At 73.4% G+C, this 20,373-nt stretch carries 15 protein-coding genes; 6 read left to right on the forward strand and 9 right to left on the reverse strand.

Annotated features, from left to right (window positions below):
- Window positions 1-166: 166 nt before the first annotated feature.
- Entirely contained in the window at window positions 167-1,780 is a 1,614-nt protein-coding gene (locus ACFYP3_RS13660; protein ID WP_388831262.1) for a DUF6350 family protein, read from the reverse strand.
- A gap of 119 nt (window positions 1,781-1,899) precedes the next feature.
- Here ACFYP3_RS13660 and ACFYP3_RS13665 point away from each other — a divergent pair, with 119 nt between their 5' ends.
- Complete coding sequence (locus tag ACFYP3_RS13665) at window positions 1,900-3,183, forward strand: helix-turn-helix domain-containing protein (protein ID WP_388831264.1); 1,284 nt, start codon at window positions 1,900-1,902, stop codon at window positions 3,181-3,183.
- 84 nt (window positions 3,184-3,267) lie between these two features.
- Here the strand turns inward: ACFYP3_RS13665 and sucD are convergent, their stop codons facing one another.
- The 5 genes from sucD to ACFYP3_RS13690 form a co-directional block, all read right to left on the reverse strand.
- Window positions 3,268-4,158, reverse strand: a complete 891-nt coding sequence (gene sucD / locus ACFYP3_RS13670; protein ID WP_030710487.1) for a succinate--CoA ligase subunit alpha — start codon at window positions 4,156-4,158, stop codon at window positions 3,268-3,270.
- 21 nt (window positions 4,159-4,179) lie between these two features.
- Window positions 4,180-5,358 (reverse strand): ADP-forming succinate--CoA ligase subunit beta, encoded by a 1,179-nt coding sequence (sucC, locus tag ACFYP3_RS13675; protein ID WP_030864234.1) that lies wholly within the window; start codon window positions 5,356-5,358, stop codon window positions 4,180-4,182.
- 280 nt (window positions 5,359-5,638) lie between these two features.
- Window positions 5,639-6,814, reverse strand: coding sequence for a VWA domain-containing protein (locus ACFYP3_RS13680; protein WP_388831266.1), 1,176 nt, complete (start codon window positions 6,812-6,814; stop codon window positions 5,639-5,641).
- 161 nt (window positions 6,815-6,975) lie between these two features.
- A complete protein-coding gene (locus tag ACFYP3_RS13685) occupies window positions 6,976-9,246 on the reverse strand; it encodes a DUF5682 family protein (RefSeq protein ID WP_388831268.1) in 2,271 nt (756 codons plus the stop codon).
- Window positions 9,243-10,349 carry an AAA family ATPase gene (locus tag ACFYP3_RS13690; protein WP_388831270.1) on the reverse strand — a complete coding sequence of 369 codons (1,107 nt, stop codon included), beginning with the start codon at window positions 10,347-10,349 and terminating at the stop codon, window positions 9,243-9,245. Before ACFYP3_RS13690 ends, ACFYP3_RS13685 begins: the two co-directional genes overlap by 4 nt.
- A gap of 134 nt (window positions 10,350-10,483) precedes the next feature.
- On the opposite strand from ACFYP3_RS13690, the gene ACFYP3_RS13695 reads away from it, so the two are divergent.
- Entirely contained in the window at window positions 10,484-11,827 is a 1,344-nt protein-coding gene (locus tag ACFYP3_RS13695; RefSeq protein WP_388831272.1) for an SWIM zinc finger family protein, read from the forward strand.
- 290 nt (window positions 11,828-12,117) lie between these two features.
- Window positions 12,118-13,713 carry a DUF5691 domain-containing protein gene (locus ACFYP3_RS13700; RefSeq protein WP_388831274.1) on the forward strand — a complete coding sequence of 532 codons (1,596 nt, stop codon included), beginning with the start codon at window positions 12,118-12,120 and terminating at the stop codon, window positions 13,711-13,713.
- A 107-nt stretch (window positions 13,714-13,820) separates the two neighbouring features.
- Here the strand turns inward: ACFYP3_RS13700 and ACFYP3_RS13705 are convergent, their stop codons facing one another.
- The gene (locus ACFYP3_RS13705) at window positions 13,821-14,222 is read right to left on the reverse strand and encodes a cobalamin B12-binding domain-containing protein (protein ID WP_030710468.1); all 402 of its coding nucleotides are present in this window, start codon (window positions 14,220-14,222) and stop codon (window positions 13,821-13,823) included.
- Between the two features lie 174 nt (window positions 14,223-14,396).
- On the opposite strand from ACFYP3_RS13705, the gene ACFYP3_RS13710 reads away from it, so the two are divergent.
- Together ACFYP3_RS13710 and ACFYP3_RS13715 are read left to right on the forward strand one after the other, a co-directional pair.
- Window positions 14,397-15,179, forward strand: coding sequence for an esterase/lipase family protein (locus ACFYP3_RS13710; protein ID WP_388831276.1), 783 nt, complete (start codon window positions 14,397-14,399; stop codon window positions 15,177-15,179).
- A gap of 220 nt (window positions 15,180-15,399) precedes the next feature.
- Window positions 15,400-16,935 carry a M23 family metallopeptidase gene (locus ACFYP3_RS13715; protein ID WP_388831278.1) on the forward strand — a complete coding sequence of 512 codons (1,536 nt, stop codon included), beginning with the start codon at window positions 15,400-15,402 and terminating at the stop codon, window positions 16,933-16,935.
- A 73-nt stretch (window positions 16,936-17,008) separates the two neighbouring features.
- Here ACFYP3_RS13715 and pcrA read toward each other — a convergent pair whose 3' ends face one another.
- Window positions 17,009-19,525 carry a DNA helicase PcrA gene (gene pcrA, locus ACFYP3_RS13720; RefSeq protein ID WP_388831280.1) on the reverse strand — a complete coding sequence of 839 codons (2,517 nt, stop codon included), beginning with the start codon at window positions 19,523-19,525 and terminating at the stop codon, window positions 17,009-17,011.
- Window positions 19,509-19,856, reverse strand: a complete 348-nt coding sequence (locus ACFYP3_RS13725) for an ArsR/SmtB family transcription factor (RefSeq protein WP_388831282.1) — start codon at window positions 19,854-19,856, stop codon at window positions 19,509-19,511. The genes pcrA and ACFYP3_RS13725 overlap by 17 nt, the downstream gene beginning before the upstream one ends.
- Window positions 19,857-20,016: 160 nt before the next feature.
- Here ACFYP3_RS13725 and ACFYP3_RS13730 point away from each other — a divergent pair, with 160 nt between their 5' ends.
- On the forward strand, window positions 20,017-20,370 hold the full coding sequence (locus ACFYP3_RS13730) for a hypothetical protein (RefSeq protein WP_388831284.1): 354 nt from the start codon (window positions 20,017-20,019) through the stop codon (window positions 20,368-20,370).
- Window positions 20,371-20,373: the final 3 nt, after the last annotated feature.

The raw sequence follows: 20,373 nt of genomic DNA on the forward strand, positions 1-20,373 counted from the left end.
GGCGCAGACTCCAAGGCCGAGCCCCGTTTCCAGCCCCGCCGGCGCTTGAGGCGCAGACTCCAAGGCCGAGCCCCGTTTCCAGCCCCGCCGGCGTTTGAGGCGCGGGGTGCGGGGCCGAGCCCCCGCCTCCAGCCGCGCCGGCGCTTGAGGCGCGGGGCCGAGTACCTCAGGCGGGCGGCTTCCGTCGGGCCAGCACCCGCGACCCCACCACCGGCGGAGCCAACGGCACTGGGGGAGCCACCGGCGGGTCCACCGGCTTCGCCGCGAGCAGGATCGGCGTCAGGTCCAGCCCCCGCCCCGACACCACGGTCACGGCCCGGGGCGCCCGAGCCGCAACGGCCGCCGGCGCCGCGGGAGCCACGGGCTCGGGCGGGGCCGGGGGCGCCACCGCCCCGATCTCCGGGATCAGCGTCCCCGCGGCCTTCCGCATCGCCGCCCACCGCACCTCCCGCACACCGCTGTCGTGCCAGCGGTCGTCCACCACCTCGTCCACGTCCAGCGCGGACAGCGCGTCGAGCGCGGCCAACCCCCTGGCCGGCCGGTTCCGCCACGCGTGCACCGCCACCGCGACCGGCACCGCCAGCAGCAGCGTCCACGCGCAGGCCGCCGCCCCGGTGGCCCACCACACCGGCCCGAAGTCGGACAGCCGCCGCGAGCCCAGCGGCCCCGCCGAGGCCGCCGCGAGCCCGGTCATGACCAGCCCGCAGACCACGGCGCCCAACGCCGCCGTGAGCGCGGTCTCCGTGTACGAGACCTCGCGCGCCCGGCGGACCGCGAACCAGCCCACCGCCAGCCCGGCGACCACCGGAACTGCGGCGACCGCCCAGGTCAGCGGGGTGCCGGGCCCCTCGGCCGGCAGCGCGGCCAGCAGCGGGAACCGGGGCAGCCCCGGCTGGCCCGCGAAGCCGAGCGGGGTGGCGGTGGCGTCGGCGCCGAGGGCGAAGCCGGGCCCGAGGGCGTAGGCCGCACCCCACACGGTGGCGTTCGGTACCAGCGAGAGCGCGAGCAGCAGGACCGCGAACCGGCCAGACCACACCTCGGTCAGCGACAGGAACGACGTCTGGACCTCGGCGCCGTGCCAGGCGAGCGAGGCCCCGACGAGCAGCGCGCCGCCGCCCAGCAGGACCAGCGCCCCGCCCGCCCCGGCTCGCAGCGCCAGCGCGTACCGGGGGCGTGCGACAGCCCTCCGCACGCCCGCCGGCAGCCACGACGGCAGCGGTCCGAGCGGACGCCCCCTGGCCCCCCACACCCCGCCCAGGGCGGCGAGCACGGCGACCAGCGGGACGTGCCAGGCCGCGCTGATCGGGTCGGCCGGCATGGGGCCGCCGGCCGCGTACACCGTGGCGAGGGCCCCGACGGCGAGGTACCCGCAGAGCACGGCGGAGAACACGGCGCCGGCGGGCAGCACCTCCTCGTCCTCCTCCTCGGCGCTCCCCAGCCGGGCGGCCCGCCGCATCAGGAGCACCGGCAGGGCGACGAGCAGCAGGGGGGTCAGGCCGACGGGCGCGGGCACGCCGGACAGCGTCTCGTACCGCACCAGCTCCGTCCCGTGGGCGAGCAGCCACAGCCCGGCGGCGAGGTGCAGCGCGCCGCCGGGTCCGCTGTCCGGGTAGGGCGAACTGATCCACAGCACGATGACGAGCACGGCGAGGAAGCCGAGCCCGAGTCCGGCCGCCACGGCGCCGCCCGCCACACATGCCGCGGCGGCGGGCGAACGGCGTCGCGCGCCGGCGCGCGGAGCCGCCGGCAACGAGGTCCCGCGTTCGGTCACTTGGGTCACCCCGCCATGGTGCCAACGACACGCGCTATGGACGGGTAACAGGCGAATGTCCGTGGTGTCGCTCAATATACGTTTATGTACTTTTTCGCCCAGGGCGGTCGGGTCGCGGGGAGTGTGGCATGACACGCAGCGTCGATACGACCTCCTCATCGGTCCCGGAGCTGCGCCTGCCCGCCCGCAAGGAGCGGCGCAGGCTGCGCGAAGCGGCGGATCTGACGCACGAGCAGGTCGCGGCGGCGGTGGGCGTCACCGCGACGACGGTCCGCTCCTGGGAAACGGGCCGCACGGACCCCCGCGGCCGCAACCGCGAGGCGTACGCGGCCTTCCTGGCCGCCCTCGCGACCCCGGCGGCAGCCCCGGAGCAGGCCGACGCCACGTCAGACGGCCCCGCCGGAACACCCGGCGAGCCCCGCGAGCCCGCCGCACCCGCCGAGCCCGGACCGGCGGAGGCGCCCGCCGAGCCCGCCGCGCCCGCCGAAACCGCCGCGACCGGACCGGTGGAGCCACCGGCCGAGCCCGCCGTGCCCACCGAGGCCGCCGTGCCCACCGAGGCCGCCGCGCCCGCAGTGCCCTCGTCCGGCGGCCGGACGACCGGCCCGGCCGCGGCCTTCGACGCCCTCTACGACCACGCCGCCCCCGCCCTGGCCCGCCAGGCCTATCTGCTCACCGGCCGCCGGACCCTCGCCCTGAAGGCCGTGGAGCGCGCGTTCACCCGCGCCTGGGCCCGATGGCCCGAGGTGGCCACCGACCCGGACCCGGTGGGCTGGGTGCGCGCGGTCGCGTACGACTACGCCCTCTCCCCCTGGCACCGGTTCCGGCGTGCCCACCGCCGGCAGGACGCGCCCCCCGCCGACCCCGCGGACCGCATCCTGCTCTCCGCGGTGCTCGCGCTGCCCACGCGTCACCGCCGGACCGTCATGCTCTACGACGGCGTCGGCCTCGACCTGCCCGACACCGCCGCCGAGACCGAGGCCAGCACCCCCACCACCGGCCTCCGCCTCGTGCACGCGCACGCCGACCTCGCCGCGCGGATCCCCCAGCTGGCCGAGGTGGCGCCCGAGAAACAGTCGGCGCTGCTGCGCGACCTCTTCGCCGCGCTGCGGCCGGCCGCCCCCCTCGCCCCGCGCCCGGCCGCGGCCGTACGGGGCGGCGGCGAGCGGCGCGTACGGCTGTGGAGCCGCGGGGCCCTCGGGCTGACCGCGGTGATCGCCACCGCCACCGGCTACACCGCCGTGACCGCGCCCGACCACTACGAGCCCCCGCAGGCACCCGGCCAGAGCGTCTCCGGCGTACCCCCGCTGAGCGGCCCCCAGCAGCTCACCGAACCGCGCCGGCAGCTCCACGAGAAACTGCGCGCCGATCCGGAGGCCGGGCCGGCCAGGATCGCCCCGAAGGTCGAATGAGAACGGGCGTGGCCCGCACCCCCCGAGGGGTGCGGGCCACGCCCGTGCGTCGTGCGTCCGTACGTGCGTCCGTACGGGGACTGCCTACTGAGCGGCGTTCAGGATCTCGCGCGCCAGCTTCGCGGTCTCGGTCGGCGTCTTGCCGACCTTGACGCCGGCGGCCTCGAGGGCCTCCTTCTTGGCCTGCGCGGTGCCGGAGGAGCCGGAGACGATGGCGCCGGCGTGGCCCATGGTCTTGCCCTCGGGGGCGGTGAAGCCCGCGACGTAGCCGACGACCGGCTTGGTGACGTTCTTCGCGATGAAGTCCGCCGCACGCTCCTCGGCGTCGCCGCCGATCTCGCCGATCATGACGATCAGCTCGGTCTCCGGGTCGGCCTCGAAGGCCTCCAGGGCGTCGATGTGCGTGGTGCCGATGACCGGGTCGCCACCGATGCCGACGGCGGAGGTGAAGCCGATGTCACGGAGCTCGTACATCATCTGGTAGGTCAGCGTGCCGGACTTGGACACGAGACCGATCTTGCCGGGCTTGGTGATGTCGCCCGGGATGATGCCGGCGTTGGACTGGCCGGGGGTGATCAGACCCGGGCAGTTCGGGCCGATGATCCGGGTCTTGTTGCCCTTGGCGGTCGCGTACGCCCAGAAGGCGGCGGAGTCGTGCACCGCGATGCCCTCGGTGATGACGACGGCCAGCGGGATCTCGGCGTCGATCGCCTCGACCACGGCGGCCTTGGCGAAGGCCGGCGGGACGAAGAGGACGGAGACGTTGGCGCCCGTCTTCTCCATCGCCTCGGCGACGGAGCCGAAGACCGGGACCTCGGTGCCGTCGAAGTCGACGGTGGTGCCGGCCTTGCGCGGGTTCACGCCGCCGACGATGTTGGTGCCGTCAGCCAGCATCAGCTTGGTGTGCTTCATGCCCGTGGCACCGGTCATGCCCTGGACGATGACCTTGCTGTCCTTGTTGAGGAAGATAGCCATGTGAGTCTGTGACCTCTGCCCTTACTTCGCAGCCGCGAGCTCGGCGGCCTTGTCGGCCGCGCCGTCCATGGTGTCCACGCGCTGCACCAGCGGGTGGTTGGCGTCCGAGAGGATCTTGCGACCCAGCTCGGCGTTGTTGCCGTCGAGACGGACGACGAGGGGCTTGGTGACCTCTTCGCCCTTGTCCTTCAGCAGCTGCAGCGCCTGGACGATGCCGTTGGCGACCTCGTCGCAGGCGGTGATGCCACCGAAGACGTTGACGAAGACGGACTTGACGTCCGGGTCGCCGAGGATGATCTCGAGACCGTTGGCCATGACGGCGGCGGAGGCGCCACCGCCGATGTCCAGGAAGTTGGCGGGCTTGACGCCACCGTGGTTCTCGCCGGCGTAGGCGACGACGTCGAGGGTGCTCATGACGAGACCCGCGCCGTTGCCGATGATGCCGACCTCACCGTCGAGCTTGACGTAGTTGAGGTTCTTCGCCTTGGCGGCGGCCTCGAGCGGGTTCGCGGCCGCGTGGTCCACGAACTCCTCGTGGCCCGGCTGGCGGAACTCGGCGTTCTCGTCGAGCGAGACCTTGCCGTCGAGCGCGATGACGTCGCCGGAGGCGACCTTCGCGAGCGGGTTGACCTCGACGAGGAGCGCGTCCTCGGCGATGAAGGTCGCCCACAGGGTCACGAGGACCTCGGCGACCTTCTCGGCGACCTCGGCGGGGAACTGCGCCAGCGCGACGATCTCGCGGGCCTTCTCGATGGTCACGCCCTCGTTGGCGTTCACCGGGACCTTGGCGAGCTTCTCCGGGGTCTCCTCGGCGACCTGCTCGATGTCCATGCCGCCCGCGACCGACGCCATGGCGAGGAAGGTGCGGTTGGTGCGGTCGAGGAGGTACGAGACGTAGTACTCCTCGAGGATCTCGGGAGCCGTCTCGGCGATCATCACCTTGTGGACCGTGTGGCCCTTGATGTCCATGCCGAGGATGTCCGTCGCCCGGGCGACGGCCTCGTCCGGGGTGGCGGCCAGCTTCACGCCGCCGGCCTTGCCGCGGCCGCCGACCTTCACCTGCGCCTTGACGACCGACTTGCCGCCCAGCCGCTCGGTGGCCTCGCGAGCCGCCTCAGGCGTGTCGATGACTTCACCGGCCAGCACCGGTACACCGTGCTTGGCGAAGAGGTCCCTCGCCTGGTACTCGAACAGGTCCACGCGCGTCCGTCCCTTGTCTTTTTTAAAGATTCGCAGTGATTCGCGGTTGTCTGCTATCTGCGTGGGCGTGCCGCGGAGGGCAACGTGACGGCGCTGTCACAAGGAAGGCGCACACGGTGACCGTGGACGCGGCATGTCCGTCCCGCAGGTTATCCCCGCGGGCCGTAGGTCCCTAAATCGCAGATCACACCTGAGCGGTGATACCTGTCACAGATCGCCTCACGGTTGAACTGGAAGTTCGTGCGATTCACCCCTTCACACAAGGGACGGGGACGGCCCTTCAGGGTGTGGGCAGGGGCCGCTTCTCCAGCGCCGCGGCCATCACCTCCGGGAACAGGTCGGGGGTGCAGGCGAAGGCCGGCGCGCCGAGCGCCGCGAGCGCGGCGGCGTGCTCGCGGTCGTAGGCCGGGGCTCCCTCGTCGGACAGCGCCAGCAGCGTCACGAACTCGACCCCCGCCCCCTTCATCGCGGCGACCCGCTTGAGCATCTCGTTGCGGATCCCGCCCTCGTAGAGATCGCTGATCAGGACGACGACGGTGTCGGCGGGCCGGGTGATCTTCGACTGGCAGTAGGCGAGGGCGCGGTTGATGTCCGTACCGCCGCCCAGCTGGGTGCCGAAGAGGACGTCGACGGGGTCGTCGAGCTGGTCGGTGAGGTCCACGACGGCGGTGTCGAAAACGACGAGCCGGGTCGCGATCGAGCGCATCGAGGCCAGCACCGCGCCGAAGACGGAGGCGTAGACGACGGAGGCCGCCATCGAACCCGACTGGTCGATGCAGAGGATCACCTCCTTCTTCACCGATTGCGCCGCACGGCCGTATCCGATCAGCCGCTCGGGGACGACGGTGCGGTATTCGGGCAGGTAGTTCTTGAGGTTGGCCCGGATCGTGCGGTCCCAGTCGATGTCGTGGTGGCGGGGCCGGCTGATCCGCGCGGACCTGTCGAGGGCGCCGGTGAGCGTCGCCCGGGTCCGCGCCGCGAGCTTCTTCTCCAGCTGCTCGACCACCTTGCGGACCACGGCCCGCGCCGTCTCCTTGGTCGTCTCGGGCATCGCCTTGTTCAGCGAGAGCAGCGTGCCCACGAGGTGCACGTCCGGCTCCACGGCCTCCAGCATCTCCGGTTCCAGCAGCAGCGTGGACAGGCCGAGCCGCTCGATCGCGTCGCGCTGCATCACCTGGACCACGGAGCCGGGGAAGTATGTGCGGATGTCCCCGAGCCAGCGCGCCACGTTCGGCGCGGACCCGCCGAGCCCCGCCGACCGCGCCCCCGGTCCCTTGCGGGACCCCGCGTCGCCCCCGTACAGCGCCCCGAGCGCGGCGTCCATCGCCGCGTCCCGCCCGGCGAGCACACACCCGGTCCCCTCGGCGTCGCCCCCACCGAGCACCATCCGCCACCGCCGCAAGCGCTCGCCTCCGGCGAGGTCCGCCGTGTCCTGCGCCCTGTCCACACCGCTCATCCGCCTGTCCCCCACCACTAGTCGCATCCACACAATCCAGCCCTGCTGCACCCGGTCTTTCAGCCCCGCCGGCGTTCGAGGCGCGGGGGGCCGGTCTTTCAGCCCCGCCGGCGTTTGAGGCGCGGGGGCCGGGGGCGGAGCCCCCGCAACGGCGCCGCACCTCACCCGGCGAGCAGTATCCGCACCAGCCCCACGACCGCGTCCGCCCGCTCCGGGTCCAGCTCGGGACCGAAACCGGCGGGCGCCAGGCCCGGCACGGCGGCCGCGGCGCCACCCGGCCCGCGCCGCACCAGCTCGCCCAGGCTCCGCCGCACTCCCGACTCGTACGCCCCGAAGGTCCTCCGCAGCAGCGGGAGCACGTCGGTGAAGGCCCGCTCCGGCACCCCCACCAGCCAGGTGTCGATGAGCCCCAGCAGCCGGTCGTCGTGGACCAGCAGCGTGCCCCCGCCCGAACTCCCGCCCGCGAAGCCCTCGATCCAGCCCGCCGCGTCGGCCGGAGGGGCGGCGGGGGACAGCGCGAGCCCCATCAGCCGCGCCGTCTCCTCGGCCGGCAGCCGTCCGTCGTCGAGGAGCAGCCTGGCCGCCCGGCCGCGTATGACGCCCGGCACGGTGTCCCGGCCGGCCAGCGTCCGCAGCACCGCGGACCAGCGCTCCCGCCGCCCCTCGTCGGCGTCGGCCAGCAGCGCGACCGCCCCGTGCACCCCGTCCACGTGGCCCCGCAGCTCGGCTGCCGCGTCGGAGTCCAGGCCGGCCGCGCAGGCGGGCGGCAGCGCCACGCATATCCGCTCCGCGAGCCCGGCCGCGACCGTGCCCAGCGCTGTCGCGTCGGTGCCGCGCACGTCCCCGTACCGCAGCGAACGGGCCAGCGCGGGCAGGGCCTTGGCGAGCCGCGCCACGTCGGTGTCCAGTGCGGCCCGGTCCGCGAGGGCCCGCAGTACGGCGGGCAGCGCCTCGGACAGCCCGGCGAGCAGGCACCGCTCGGCGAGCGCCGTCACCTCGCCCAGCTCGTCGGCGCCGACCGCGTCGGCCTCGGCCTTCGCGGTGGCCGCCGCGAGGACGGTGGTGCCCCAGATCCCGGCCTCGGCGACCCGCACCGACAGTTCGGGCTCCCACCGCAGCCGCCAGGTCTCGCGGAACGTCCCGGTACTGCCGCGGGAGGCGGCCGGGGTGCCCCATCCGATGCCGAGCAGCCGCAGCCGGTGGAGCAGCAGGGACTTCGCCGCGTCGGTGTCCTTGCGCAGGTCGAGTTCCAGTTCGCGGTCCTGCGCCTCGGCCTTGAGCCGCAGCGAGCGCTGCTGCCGTGTCAGGTCCCGCTGGAGCGGTACGACGGGCGCCGCGTCCGGGACCTCGCCGAGTACGTCGCCGACCACCAGGCGGTCCTCGATCAGCGCGAGCGGTATGTCGGAGCCGTCGCACATCACCGCCCGGACCGCCTCCAGGGTCTCCGTCAGGCCGGGCAGGGGCCGTCCCCGCATCACGGCGAGGGTCTCGGCCAGCCGGACCGCCTCGATGACGTGCGCCGAGGAGACCTGCCGGTCCTCCGCGCGCAGCAGGCCGGCGACCTTGGTCAGCCACCGCTCGACGGGCCGGTCCCGGGCCTCGAAGAGGTGGGCGTACCAGCCGGGTGAGGTGATCCCGGCGCCGTACCCGCCGGCCCGGGCGAGCCGGCGGTGGGTCCACGGCACCCAGGTGGTCTCCACCTTGACCTTCGGGAGGCCGCTGAGCAGTGCCTTGTCCGCGGCCACGGTGGTCTTCGTCCGCAGCGCCGGGACGTGCCAGGCCCCGCACACGACGGCGTACGCCTCGCCGAACTCGCGGCGGGCGGCCCGCATCCGCTGCCGCATGTACGCCTCGCGCACCAGGTCGCGGTGGTGGCCCCCGTCGCCGTACGCCTCGCGCAGGGCTCCCATGGCCTCCCCGAGCGCCTCGAACGCGCCGAGCACCTCCTCCCCCGCGCCCCCGGCGGCGCCGGCGCCCCGGTGTTCGACCACGTCCTCCCACCAGCGTTCGGGATCGTCGTACCCGGCGGTCTCGGCCAGCACCGCGAGGGGGTCCACCCGGACCGCCTCGGGACCGGCCGGGTCGTCGTCCGGCTCCGGCGTCGCCAGCGAGTGCGCGGCCGGCAGGTCCATGAACCGCACCGGTACGCCGGCCTGTTGCGCCCAGCGGATCGCCACCCACTCCGGGGAGAAGTCGGCGAGCGGCCAGAACGCGGCCCGGCCGGGGTCGTCCGCGGCGTGCGCGAGCAGCGCCACGGGCGGCCGCATTCCGGGATCGGCGGCCAACGCGAGCAGCCCGTCCCCCTCGGGCGGCCCCTCGATCAGCACGGCCACCGGGCGGGCCGCGTCGAGCGCCGCCCGCACCGCGCGGGCCGAGCCGGGCCCGTGGTGCCGTACGCCCAGCAGCATCGGGCCCCGTGAGCTCGGGCTCATACCGTCACCTCCCGGCAGGCCCGGTAGAAGTCCTTCCAGCCGTCCCGCTCGCGGACCACGGCCTCCAGGTACTCCTGCCAGACCACCTTGTCGGCGGCCGGGTCGCGGACGACGGCTCCGAGGATGCCGGCGGCCACGTCGGAGGGGCGCAGGACGCCGTCCCCGAAGTGGGCGGCCAGGGCCAGGCCGCCGGTGACGACGGAGATGGCCTCGGCGGTGGACAGGGTGCCGCTGGGCGACTTCACCTTCGTACGGCCGTCGCCGGTGACTCCGTCGCGCAGCTCGCGGAAGACGGTGACGACGCGGCGGATCTCCTCCAGGCCCTCGGGGGCGGCCGGCAGGTCGAGGGCGCGGCCCATCTGGTCGACGCGGCGGGCCACGATGTCGACCTCCGCGTCGGCGCTGGCGGGCAGCGGCAGCACCACGGTGTTGAAGCGGCGGCGCAGCGCGCTGGAGAGCTCGTTGACCCCGCGGTCGCGGTCGTTGGCGGTGGCGATGAGGTTGAAGCCGCGCACGGCCTGCACTTCTTCGCCGAGCTCCGGTATCGGCAGCGTCTTCTCCGACAGGACGGTGATGAGGGTGTCCTGGACGTCGGCGGGGATGCGGGTGAGCTCCTCGACGCGGGCGGTCATGCCCTCGGCCATGGCCCGCATGACGGGGCTGGGGACGAGGGCCTCGCGGCTGGGGCCGTGGGCGAGGAGCCGGGCGTAGTTCCAGCCGTACCGGATGGCCTCCTCGGGGGTGCCGGCGGTGCCCTGGACGAGGAGGGTGGAGTCCCCGCTGACGGCGGCGGCGAGGTGTTCGGAGACCCAGGTCTTGGCGGTGCCGGGGACGCCGAGCAGGAGCAGCGCGCGGTCGGTGGCCAGGGTGGTGACGGCGACCTCGACGATGCGGCGCGGGCCCACGTACTTGGGTGTGATGACCGTGCCGTCGTCGAGGGTGCCGCCCTGCAGGTACGTGGCGACGGCCCACGGGGAGAGCTCCCAGCGGGCCGGGCGGGGCCTGTCGTCGGCGGCCGCGAGGGCTTTCAGTTCGTGTGCGAAAGCGTCTTCGGCGTGCGGTCGCAGCGCTTCGGCCGGGCGTTCGTTCTCGGGCGTGGTCATGGTCCCCCTCCAAGGCTCGGCAGTCGCTCCCGACTGCTGTGTCCACGGTGCACCACGCCACTGACAACCGGCCCTGCTCAGCGCGTTGTTGCAGGTCAGGGCGATTGTCAGTGGGGGTCTCTACGGTGGAACACATGACTGAGCAGGGGGTCCGCTGGACAGCGGAACAGGTACTGGCTCTGGCTCCTGACGACGCCTCACGCAAAGCGGGGAGCAGACTCGGCGGGGCGGGTCCGTGGTCACAGATCGGAGGTTCCGCTTCCGGTTCTGTGTGGGGGTTGTGCAAGGGCAGCGGCAGCACGCCGTACCGGACGGTCGTGGACCTGGCCGGACCGGCATACAAGTGCTCATGTCCCAGCCGCAAGTTCCCGTGCAAGCACGCGCTGGGACTGCTGCTGCTCTGGTCCGCCGAGGGGGTCGGCGAGCCGGGCGAGGCGCCGGACTGGGCCGCGCAGTGGCTGGAGGACCGGGCGGCCAAGGTCGCGCGTCCCGTCGCGGGGGCGGCCGGGCCGGTGGACGAGGAGGGGGCGCGCAAGCGGGCCGAGCGGCGGGCGGCCCGTGTCGGCGCGGGCGTCACCGAGCTGGAACAACGGCTGGCCGATCTGGTGCGCGGCGGCCTCGCGGGCCAGGAACAGACCGGTTACGCGGGGTGGGAGGAGACCGCGGCCCGGATGGTCGACGCCCAGGCCCCCGGACTGGCCGCGCGGGTGCGCGAGTTGGGGACGATACCCAGTTGCGGCCCGGGCTGGCCCGCCCGGATGCTGGAGGAGGCGGCGCTGCTGCACCTGCTGGACCGGGCCTGGACGGGGGTGGCCGGGCTGCCGGAACAGCTGGCGGCGACGGTGCGCAGCCGGGTGGGACTGCCGGCCTCCGGGGAGGGGGAGGCCGTACGGGACCGCTGGCTGGTGCTGGCCCAGTACGACTCGGTGTCACCGGACGGCCGGCTCACCACCCGCCGGATATGGCTGCGCGGACTGCAGGGCGGACGGCCCGCCCTGGTACTGGACTTCGGCCCGCCCGGGCGCCCGCCGGGTCTGTCGCTGCCGGTCGGACTGGTGCTGGAGGCGGAGGTCCGTTTCCGGCCCGGATCGGCGGGGCTGCGGGCGGACCTCGGGGAGAGGCACTCGGCGGCCCTTGCGGGCACCGAGGTTCCGCCCGGGGTGAGCACGGGGGCGGCCCTGGAGGCCTACGGGACGGCCCTGTTGGAGGACCCGTGGCTGGAGTCCTGGCCGGTGGTGCTCGGCCCGGTGGTTCCGATACCGGGCGAGCTCGGCTGGCAGCTGGCGGACGTGGAGGGCACCTGCGCCCTGCCGGTGCCCCTCACCGGGGCCGGCAGCCGGTCCCGCTCGGGCCTGTGGCAGCTGGCCGCGTTGTCGGGCGGGGACCCGGTGACGGTGTTCGGCGAGTGCGGCCACCGCGGCTTCACCCCGCTGACGGCCTGGCAGCCGGGCTCTCCCGAGCCGGTCGCCCTGTCCTGAGCGCGGGCTGACGACACCACACACAGCAGGGGGCCTGGGGGGACGTATGCCGTCACACCGGGGCGGCGGGGAGGGAACGCGGGGGCGCCGGGGGGCGTCGCACGCGGCACGACGAGGTTGCGGAGCGCGGGGGCGCCGGCGCTGTGACGACGAGAAGCCGGGGGGCTTGCATGAACGACAACCACGCCAGTTGAGCGCAGTACACGCACGCACGACAGCCCCGGTCCCGCGGAGGGGGCGGGACCGGGGCGCAGGACGCGAAGAGGCACGAGCGGCGAGGGAGGGGCCCGATGAGCAAGGGTGACGAGGGGTACGGGGAGTGGGAGGAGCTGGTCGGCGCCGCACTGCTGGGCACCGAGCGGCGCCGGGGCGGGGGCCCGGCCGGCTCGCCGCAGACGCTGCTGGACGCGGCGGCCGTGCACGCCGTACGGCGCAGAGCCGGGTTGCGGCCGGCCGCGGCGGGCCCGCTTCCGCAGCCCGCGCCCCGCGATCCGCGCCCGGTGCCACCGGAGGCGGCCGGCCGCAGGCTCGCCCAGTTGCTCGCCGGCCGGACGGCCGCGGGCGGCGCCGGCGGCCGGCGCGGGGCCGCCCCGGACCTGACGGAGCTGCTGCCCCAGTGGCTGGCCGCGGCCGGCCGGTACGGCTACCGCGCGCCGGCCGCCCTCGTACCGGCGCTACTGGACGCGGCCCGGGCCCGGACGGACCTGCGTCCGCAGGCGCTGGCCCTGGCGGGCACGCGCGGGCTGTGGCTGGCCCGGCTGAATCCGGACTGGCGGTTCGCCCTGCGCGGCGGGGCGGGCGGCGCCGGGGACCTGCCCGAGGCGACCGACGCGGCCGGGGTCGAACGGCTGTGGCAGGAGGGGCTGTTCGCGGAGCGGGTGGCGCTGCTCGGCGTCGTACGCGCGCACGAGGCGTCGGCGGCGACGCGGCTGCTGGCGACGACCTGGGCCACCGAACGGGCCGAGGACCGGCTGATGTTCCTCGATTCGCTGCGGGTGGGGTTGTCGCAGGGGGACGAGGCCTTCCTGGAGGAGGCCTTGGGCGACCGCAGCCGCAATGTCCGCGCGACGGCCGCCGAACTGCTGTCGGCGCTGCCGCGATCGGCCCTGGCCGGCCGGATGGCGGAGCGTGCCCTGGCCTGTGTGGGCCCGGAGGGAGTGACCCCGCCGGCCGAGTGCGATGCGGGCATGCTCCGCGACGGGGTGGTCAAGCGGCCGCCCGCCGGGCGCGGGGAGCGGGCCTGGTGGCTCGGCCAGATCGTGGAGGCGGCGCCCCTGTCGTGCTGGCGGGAGCGGTTCGGCGGGCTCGGCCCGGCGGAGATCGTGGCGCTGCCGCCGGCCGAGGGCGAGGGATGGGAGGGCTGGACGGAGGAACTGCACGCGGCGTGGTGCCGGGCGGCGGTGCGCCAGCGCGACGCGGCGTGGTCGCGGGCCCTGCTCGGCCCGCCGTCCGCGTCGCCCGCCGCGGGTCCGGGCACGGCCTCGCTCGCGGAGCGGGCCAAGCTGCTGGAGACCCTGCCGGACGCGGAGCGGGCGCAGTGGGTCGCCGAGTTCATACGGGCGCACGGGCTGTCGGAGGCGTTCCAGCTGCTCGGGGTGTGCGTCGTGCCGTGGGCGGGGGCGCTGGGCCGGGCGGTGGTGGACGCGCTGGACATGGCCCGCGAGGCCGGCAGCTATCCGTGGAGCTTCAGCGGGGTGATGGGCCTGGCCGAGCGCTGCCTCGATCCTGCGGAGGCCGGCCGGCTGGAGGCCCTGACCGCGGCCACGGCGGAGCCGCAGGACGCGGCTCCCGGCGCGGCCGCGTACTGGGCCGAGGCCTTTCAGCGGCTGGTGGCCACGCTTCGACTGCGCGCGGCCATGCTGTCGGAGCTGGCGCCGGCCGCCTGATCCCGCCCCGCGGGGGGGCGGGCCGGCGGTCCGGTGCGGCGCACGACCTGGTGCTCCGCCCCGGATCCCGCGCCTCGAGCGCCGGCGGGGCGGCGAGAGCGGGGCTGTCAGGTGCGGACGTTCGCCCGGACCCAGTCCACGATGGACGTCGTCGTCGCGCCCGGGGTGAAGATCTCGGCCACGCCCTTCTCCTTGAGCGGGGCGATGTCGTCCTCCGGGATGATGCCGCCGCCGAAGACCTTGATGTCCTCCGCGTCGCGCTCCTTGAGGAGTTCCAGCACGCGCGCGAACAGCGTGTTGTGGGCGCCGGAGAGGATCGAGAGGCCGATCGCGTCGGCGTCCTCCTGAATGGCGGTGTCCACGATCTGCTCGGGGGTCTGGTGGAGGCCGGTGTAGATGACCTCCATGCCCGCGTCCCGCAGCGCCCGCGCGATCACCTTGGCCCCGCGGTCGTGGCCGTCGAGACCCGGCTTGGCCACCACCACACGGATCGGACCGGTCACACCCATCGCACTGCCTCCCGAGTGAACGAACGTTAAGTACAGCATCGCGCACGCCACCGTTTCGCGGTCCCCCACGAGGGGGAAATCACACGTGGGACGGCATTGCGCCACCGCGCCGACAGCCGCACGGCACGGTGGCGCAAGAGCCCCGGGTCCCAAGAGGCTCAGGGGAGGCCGTCGATGGGGCTGTACATACCCGTGTCCATGCCCTTGTCCGGTGCGGCCCTGCGGGCCGGCGCGCTCGAGGTGGTGGTGCTCGGCGGGCACCTCCTCCTCTATTCGACCGGAGTGTGCCAGGAAAAGGTCGCCGCCGCCGCACCCGCGACACGCCCGCCCGTCCTCCTCCTCCACGGATTCACCGACAACCGGTCCGTCTTCGTGCTCCTGCGCCGCGCCCTCGGAGCGGACGGCCTGCGGCACGTGGAGGCGTACAACTACTCCCCCTTCACCCTCGACCTGCGCGTGACCGCCCGCCATCTCGCCCGGCGCGTCGAGGAACTGTGCGAGCGCACCGGGCAGGAACGGGTCGACCTGGTCGGGCACAGCCTGGGCGGCCTGGTCGGCCGGTACTACGTGCAGCGCCTCGGCGGCGACACCCGGGTCCGGACCCTCGTCACCCTCGGCACCCCGCACTCCGGGACGCGGGTCGCACCCTTCATGGACGCGCACCCGCTGGTGCGGCAGATGCGCCCGGACTCGGAGGTGCTGACCGAACTGGCCGCGCCCGCGCCCGGATGCGCCACCCGCTGCGTGGCGTTCTGGAGTGAGTTCGACGCGCTGATGACTCCCGTCGGGACCGCGCGGATCGAGCATCCGGATCTGCTCGTGGAGAACGTGCAGGTCACCGGGATCGGGCACCTCGCACTGCCCGCGCACCCCGCCGTCATCGCGGCCGTCCGGCGCGTCCTCGACGGGCCCGGCCCGGCCGCCGTCGCGGGCTCGGAGGCCGCTTCCGTCGCCTAGCCGCCACGCGACCTCCAGTCGAACGAATTTCGAACTCAAGGCCAAGGGTGCGTCTTTCGGCGACCGAAAGGCGGCCGAATGCCCGGTTCCGGCAATCTGGAGACCCGGCGAAGATTGTCGTTGCGAGTAACCGACGGGTACAGTCACGCCACTGCTCTCCTCCGGTGAACCACGCGTTCCCGGCCACCCAGGCCCCACTGCCGAGGCGAAAGAGAAGTTGGTGAACGACCGCCCCTCGTCGGGCCAGTATCCGGATGCCGGGTATGACGGCCTTACCACCACCACTTTCGCTGGTGACTCGACCTACGTTTCCTATGAAACGCAGGGCCAGGGGGTCAACTACGCCGCCTACGGCTCCTACGAGACCGGCGCGTACGACACCACCGCGTGGACCGCGCAGGACCCTTACCTGTCCACGATCCCGGCCCAGGCCGCACCCGAGGACACCACCGGGACCTGGGACGCGAGCGCCTACACACAGGGCGCGGACTACTCCGGTTACACCGAGTACCAGCCGGCCTCCTTCGGCTACGACGCCTCCGGCGAGCAGACCGGGCACTGGGCGATGCCGGGTTACGGCACCACCGGCACCGAGACCGGCGCCTACGACGCCACCGCCTGGAACACCGTCGCGCAGTCCCCGGCCCAGCCCGAGGCCGCGTACTCCTACGAGTACGCGTACCAGCCCGCGCAGGAGCAGCCCCAGCAGCAGCCGCAGGCACAGGAGTACGCGTACGGCACGACCTCCGTCGGCTACGACGCCGGGGCCCAGGCCGCACACGACGGGTACGCCGACGGCTACAGCCAGACCGCGGTCTTCGAGACGCTCTCCGACACGAACCCCGAGGCTCCCGAAGCGGCCCAGGCCGCCGAGGTCCACGAGCTGCCCGAGGTCCACGAACTCCACTCCGCGCACGAGGTCCACGACCTCCCCACGCAGGCCATGCCCGTGACCGCCGCTCCGCGCGCCGCGCGCCGGACCGCCGCGAAGGGCAGCACCAAGGCCGCCGGCAACAGCCGTCGCCGCACCCCGGCGAAGCGTTCCGCCCTGCTGACCGTCGCCGTGCCCTCCGCGTGCGTGATGGGCGTCGCGGGCGTGGCGGCCGCCTCGGTCGGCGGGCTCACCGACACGGACAAGCCCGCCCAGGACACCACCACGATGGCCGCGCCCGACCCGGCCTCGGTGAAGCCCGTCGCGGCGAACACCAAGCTCGACACCCAACTGGTCGCGCTCAGCGCCGACGCGGGCGATTTCGCGGACCGCGCGAGCCGCACGCAGGAGCGCATCGACCTGCGCGAACGCCAGGAAGAGGAAAAGAAGAAGAAGGCGGAGGAGGCCGCGGCCAAGGAGGCCGCCCGCCCCAAGTTCGCCATCCCCGTCGAACAACACGGTCTGAGCGCCAACTTCGGTCAGGCCGGCGGCATGTGGATGTCCGTGCACACCGGCATCGACTTCCCGGTCTCCTACGGAACCCCGGTCATGGCCGCCACCGACGGCACCGTGCGCACCCAGTACAACAGCGCCTACGGGAACATGGCCATAGTGACCGCGCCCGACGGCACCGAGACCTGGTACTGCCACCTCAGCTCCACCAAGATCCGCGGCGGCAAGGTCAAGGCGGGCGACGTCATCGCCTACTCCGGCAACTCGGGCAACTCCACCGGCCCGCACCTCCACTTCGAGGTCCGGCCCGGCGGCGGTTCCGCGATCGACCCGCTGGCGTGGCTCCGCATGCACGGCCTGGACCCGACGTAACCAGCCGACGGGGCTCGGCCGGACGGCCGAGCCCGGTCTCCTCACCGGGCCCGCGCCGCTCCGCTTCGCTCCGTCAGAGCTTCTGCACCGGCGCGTACCGCAGCAGCAGCCGCTTCGGCTTGTCGTCCCCGAAGTCGATGGTGGCCTGCGCGTCCGCGCCCGCTCCCTTGACCTCCATGACGGTGCCGAGCCCGAACTGGTCGTGCGTGACCCGGTCCCCGACCACCAGCGCGATGACCGGCTTGTCCGCGGCCCGCCGCGTCGCGAAGCCGGACGGGCCCGACTTCGTGCGCGACGAGGACAGGAACGCCTCGGGCGAGGTGCCGAAGGTCGCCTTGCCCGCAGCGGAGGACCCGTAGCCGGAGCTCCGCATCGGTCCCGCCGGCTTCTGCGTGGCGCCCGTCCGCTTCCACTGGAGGTACTCGGTCGGGATCTCCTCGAGGAACCGCGACGGCGGGTTGTACGAGGGCGTGCCCCAGGCGCTGCGCATGCTGGAGCGCGTGAGGTACAGCCGCTCGCGGGCCCGCGTGATGCCGACGTAGGCGAGGCGGCGCTCCTCCTCCAGCTCCTTGGTCTGGCCCAGCGCGCGCATGTGCGGGAAGACCCCGTCCTCCATGCCGGTCAGGAAGACCACCGGGAACTCCAGGCCCTTGGCGGTGTGCAGGGTCATCAGCGTGATGACGCCCGTGCCCTCGGTGTCCTCGTCGGGGATCTGGTCGGAGTCGGCGACGAGCGCGACCTGCTCCAGGAACTCGGCCAGGGTGCCGGACCCGGGAGCCGGGGCTCCGGTCTCGGCCGCCTCGGCCGCCGCGGCCTCCCGCGCCTGCTCGAACTCCAGCGCCACCGCGGCCAGCTCCTGGAGGTTCTCGATCCGCGTTTCGTCCTGCGGGTCGGTCGACGCCTGCAGTTCGGCGAGGTAGCCGGTCCGCTCCAGGACCGCCTCCAGGACCACCGCCGGGCCCGCGCCCGAGTCGACGATCGTGCGGAGCTCCTCCATCAGCACGTTGAACCGCTTGACCGCGTTCGTCGAGCGGGCGGCCATGCCGAAGGCCTCGTCCACGCGCCGCAGCGCCTGCGGGAAGGTGATCTTCTCGCGCATCGCGAGGGCGTCGATCATCGCCTCGGCGCGCTCGCCGATGCCGCGCTTGGGCGTGTTCAGGATCCGGCGGAGCGGGACGTTGTCCTCGGGGTTGGCGAGGACGCGCAGGTACGCGAGGACGTCGCGGACCTCCTTGCGCTCGTAGAAGCGGACGCCGCCGACGACCTTGTAGGGCAGTCCGACGCGGATGAAGATCTCCTCGAACACGCGTGACTGCGCGTTGGTCCGGTAGAAGATCGCGACGTCGCCCGCCTTGGCGTCGCCCGCGTCCGTCAGCCGGTCGATCTCGTCGGCGACGAACTGCGCCTCGTCGTGCTCGGTGTCCGCGACGTAGCCGGTGATGACGGCGCCGCTGCCGGCCTCGGTCCACAGGTTCTTGGCGCGGCGGTTCTCGTTGCGCTCGATGACCGCGTTGGCGGCGGACAGGATCGTCTGCGTGGAGCGGTAGTTCTGCTCCAGCAGGATCGTCGTCGCGTCCTTGTAGTCCTCTTCGAACTGGAGGATGTTGCGGATGGTCGCGCCGCGGAAGGCGTAGATCGACTGGTCGGCGTCGCCCACCACGCACAGTTCGGCCGGCGGCAGGTCCGGGTAGCCGGTGCCGACCAGCTCGCGCACGAGCGTGTACTGGGCGTGGTTGGTGTCCTGGTACTCGTCCACCAGGACGTGCCGGAAGCGGCGCCGGTAGTGCTCGGCGACGTCGGGGAACGCCTGGAGCAGGTGCACCGTGGTCATGATGATGTCGTCGAAGTCGAGCGCGTTCGCCTCGCGCAGCCGCCCCTGGTACATCGCGTACGCCTGGGCGAGGGTCTTCTCGAACCCGTCGACGGCCTGGTCGGCGAAGGCCTCCTCGTCGATCAGCTCGTTCTTCAGGTTCGAGATCTTGGCGTTGAAGGACTTCGGCGGGAACTTCTTCGGGTCCAGGTCCAGGTCGCGGCAGACGAGCGCCATCAGGCGCTTCGAGTCGGCCGCGTCGTAGATCGAGAACGAGGAGGTGAAGCCGAGCCGCTTGGACTCGCGGCGCAGGATGCGGACGCACGCGCTGTGGAAGGTGGAGACCCACATGGCGTTCGCGCGCGGGCCGACCAGGCTCTCGACGCGCTCCTTCATCTCGCCGGCGGCCTTGTTGGTGAAGGTGATCGCCAGGATCTGGCCGGGGTGGACGTTCCGCGCGGACAGCAGGTGTCCGATGCGGTGGGTCAGCACCCGGGTCTTGCCGGAGCCGGCGCCGGCCACGATGAGCAGCGGGGAGCCCGCGTGCACCACGGCCGCGGCCTGCTGCTCGTTCAGCCCGTGCAGGAGCGTCGCCGGGTCGATGACGGGCTTGGGGGCGCCGTCCCGGTAGTACGCGTCCCCGCTCATGGGCACGTCGAAGCGGCCGCCGAAGAGGTCGTCCGCGCCCTGTTCCGGGGCGCCGTGGTCCTCGGGCGGCGGCGGGACCTCGTCGGAGGGGGTGAGGTCCGCCAGGAAACTGTCGTCAAAGAGGCTGCTCATCGCATTCCGAGTCTAGGGGGCGGGACCGACAGGCCAGGACGAGTTCCAGCAGACCGGGGAAGCACTCGTCCAGATCGTCGCGGCGCAGTGCGAGGGAGAGCTTGCGGCCGCAGGGCCGCTGGCGGATCACTCCGCTCTCGCGCAGCGTCTTGAGGTGGTGCGTGACGCTCGATCTGGGCAGGTCGGGCACGACCTCGCCGCAGAACGCCTCCTCGCCGGAGGCCAGCTTGCGGACGATCTCCAGGCGCACGGGATGCCCGAGCGCGGCCAGCACCCCGACCAGCTCGATGCGGTCGGCGGCGGGGTGGGTCAGGTCGGCAGCGGCAGCCATGCGCCCACTGTACGCAGATCTCGTACGGACATCGCCAGACCATACGAAGATCTCGTACGGTCTGCATCGATCATACCGATTGTACGAAATCTTCGTACGCCCATCCGGAGGAGCCGATCCGCCTGCCGGGCCGATCGGAGCGCCCCGTACGCTCGCCCGCATGGACGTACTGATCAATGCCTTCGTCGGCCTGCACATCATCGGGATCGCCTCGCTGCTCGGCGGTTTCCTGACCCAGATGAAGGCGATGGGCGCGGGCACCGCCCGCTTCACGCCGGCCATGCTGCACGGCGCGCTCACCATGCTCGTGACGGGCGTCCTGCTGGTCGGCTTCAACGAGATGGACGGCACGCCGGTCAACAACGTCAAGGTCGGTGTGAAGCTCGCGATCCTCTTCGTGATCCTCGCCCTCGTCTACGTCAAGCGCGACGAGGAGAAGGTCGAGAAGGCGAAGTTCGGCGCAGTCGGCGGACTGACCATGATCAATATATTTATCGCCGTCCTCTGGCACTGACGG

The sequence above is a fragment of the Streptomyces sp. NPDC005533 genome (genome assembly GCF_042871845.1).
Taxonomy (GTDB): Bacteria; Actinomycetota; Actinomycetes; order Streptomycetales; family Streptomycetaceae; genus Streptomyces.

Bases quoted from the DNA above. Each gene is read 5' to 3' on its own strand.
- ACFYP3_RS13665 (WP_388831264.1), top strand. From the start codon at position 1,900: ATGACACGCAGCGTCGATACGACCTCCTCATCGGTCCCGGAGCTGCGC.
- sucD (WP_030710487.1), bottom strand. From the start codon at position 4,158: ATGGCTATCTTCCTCAACAAGGACAGCAAGGTCATCGTCCAGGGCATG.
- ACFYP3_RS13680 (WP_388831266.1), bottom strand. From the start codon at position 6,814: ATGAGCGGTGTGGACAGGGCGCAGGACACGGCGGACCTCGCCGGAGGC.
- ACFYP3_RS13685 (WP_388831268.1), bottom strand. From the start codon at position 9,246: ATGAGCCCGAGCTCACGGGGCCCGATGCTGCTGGGCGTACGGCACCAC.
- ACFYP3_RS13690 (WP_388831270.1), bottom strand. From the start codon at position 10,349: ATGACCACGCCCGAGAACGAACGCCCGGCCGAAGCGCTGCGACCGCAC.
- ACFYP3_RS13695 (WP_388831272.1), top strand. From the start codon at position 10,484: ATGACTGAGCAGGGGGTCCGCTGGACAGCGGAACAGGTACTGGCTCTG.
- ACFYP3_RS13700 (WP_388831274.1), top strand. From the start codon at position 12,118: ATGAGCAAGGGTGACGAGGGGTACGGGGAGTGGGAGGAGCTGGTCGGC.
- ACFYP3_RS13705 (WP_030710468.1), bottom strand. From the start codon at position 14,222: ATGGGTGTGACCGGTCCGATCCGTGTGGTGGTGGCCAAGCCGGGTCTC.
- ACFYP3_RS13710 (WP_388831276.1), top strand. From the start codon at position 14,397: ATGGGGCTGTACATACCCGTGTCCATGCCCTTGTCCGGTGCGGCCCTG.
- pcrA (WP_388831280.1), bottom strand. From the start codon at position 19,525: ATGAGCAGCCTCTTTGACGACAGTTTCCTGGCGGACCTCACCCCCTCC.
- ACFYP3_RS13725 (WP_388831282.1), bottom strand. From the start codon at position 19,856: ATGGCTGCCGCTGCCGACCTGACCCACCCCGCCGCCGACCGCATCGAG.
- ACFYP3_RS13730 (WP_388831284.1), top strand. From the start codon at position 20,017: ATGGACGTACTGATCAATGCCTTCGTCGGCCTGCACATCATCGGGATC.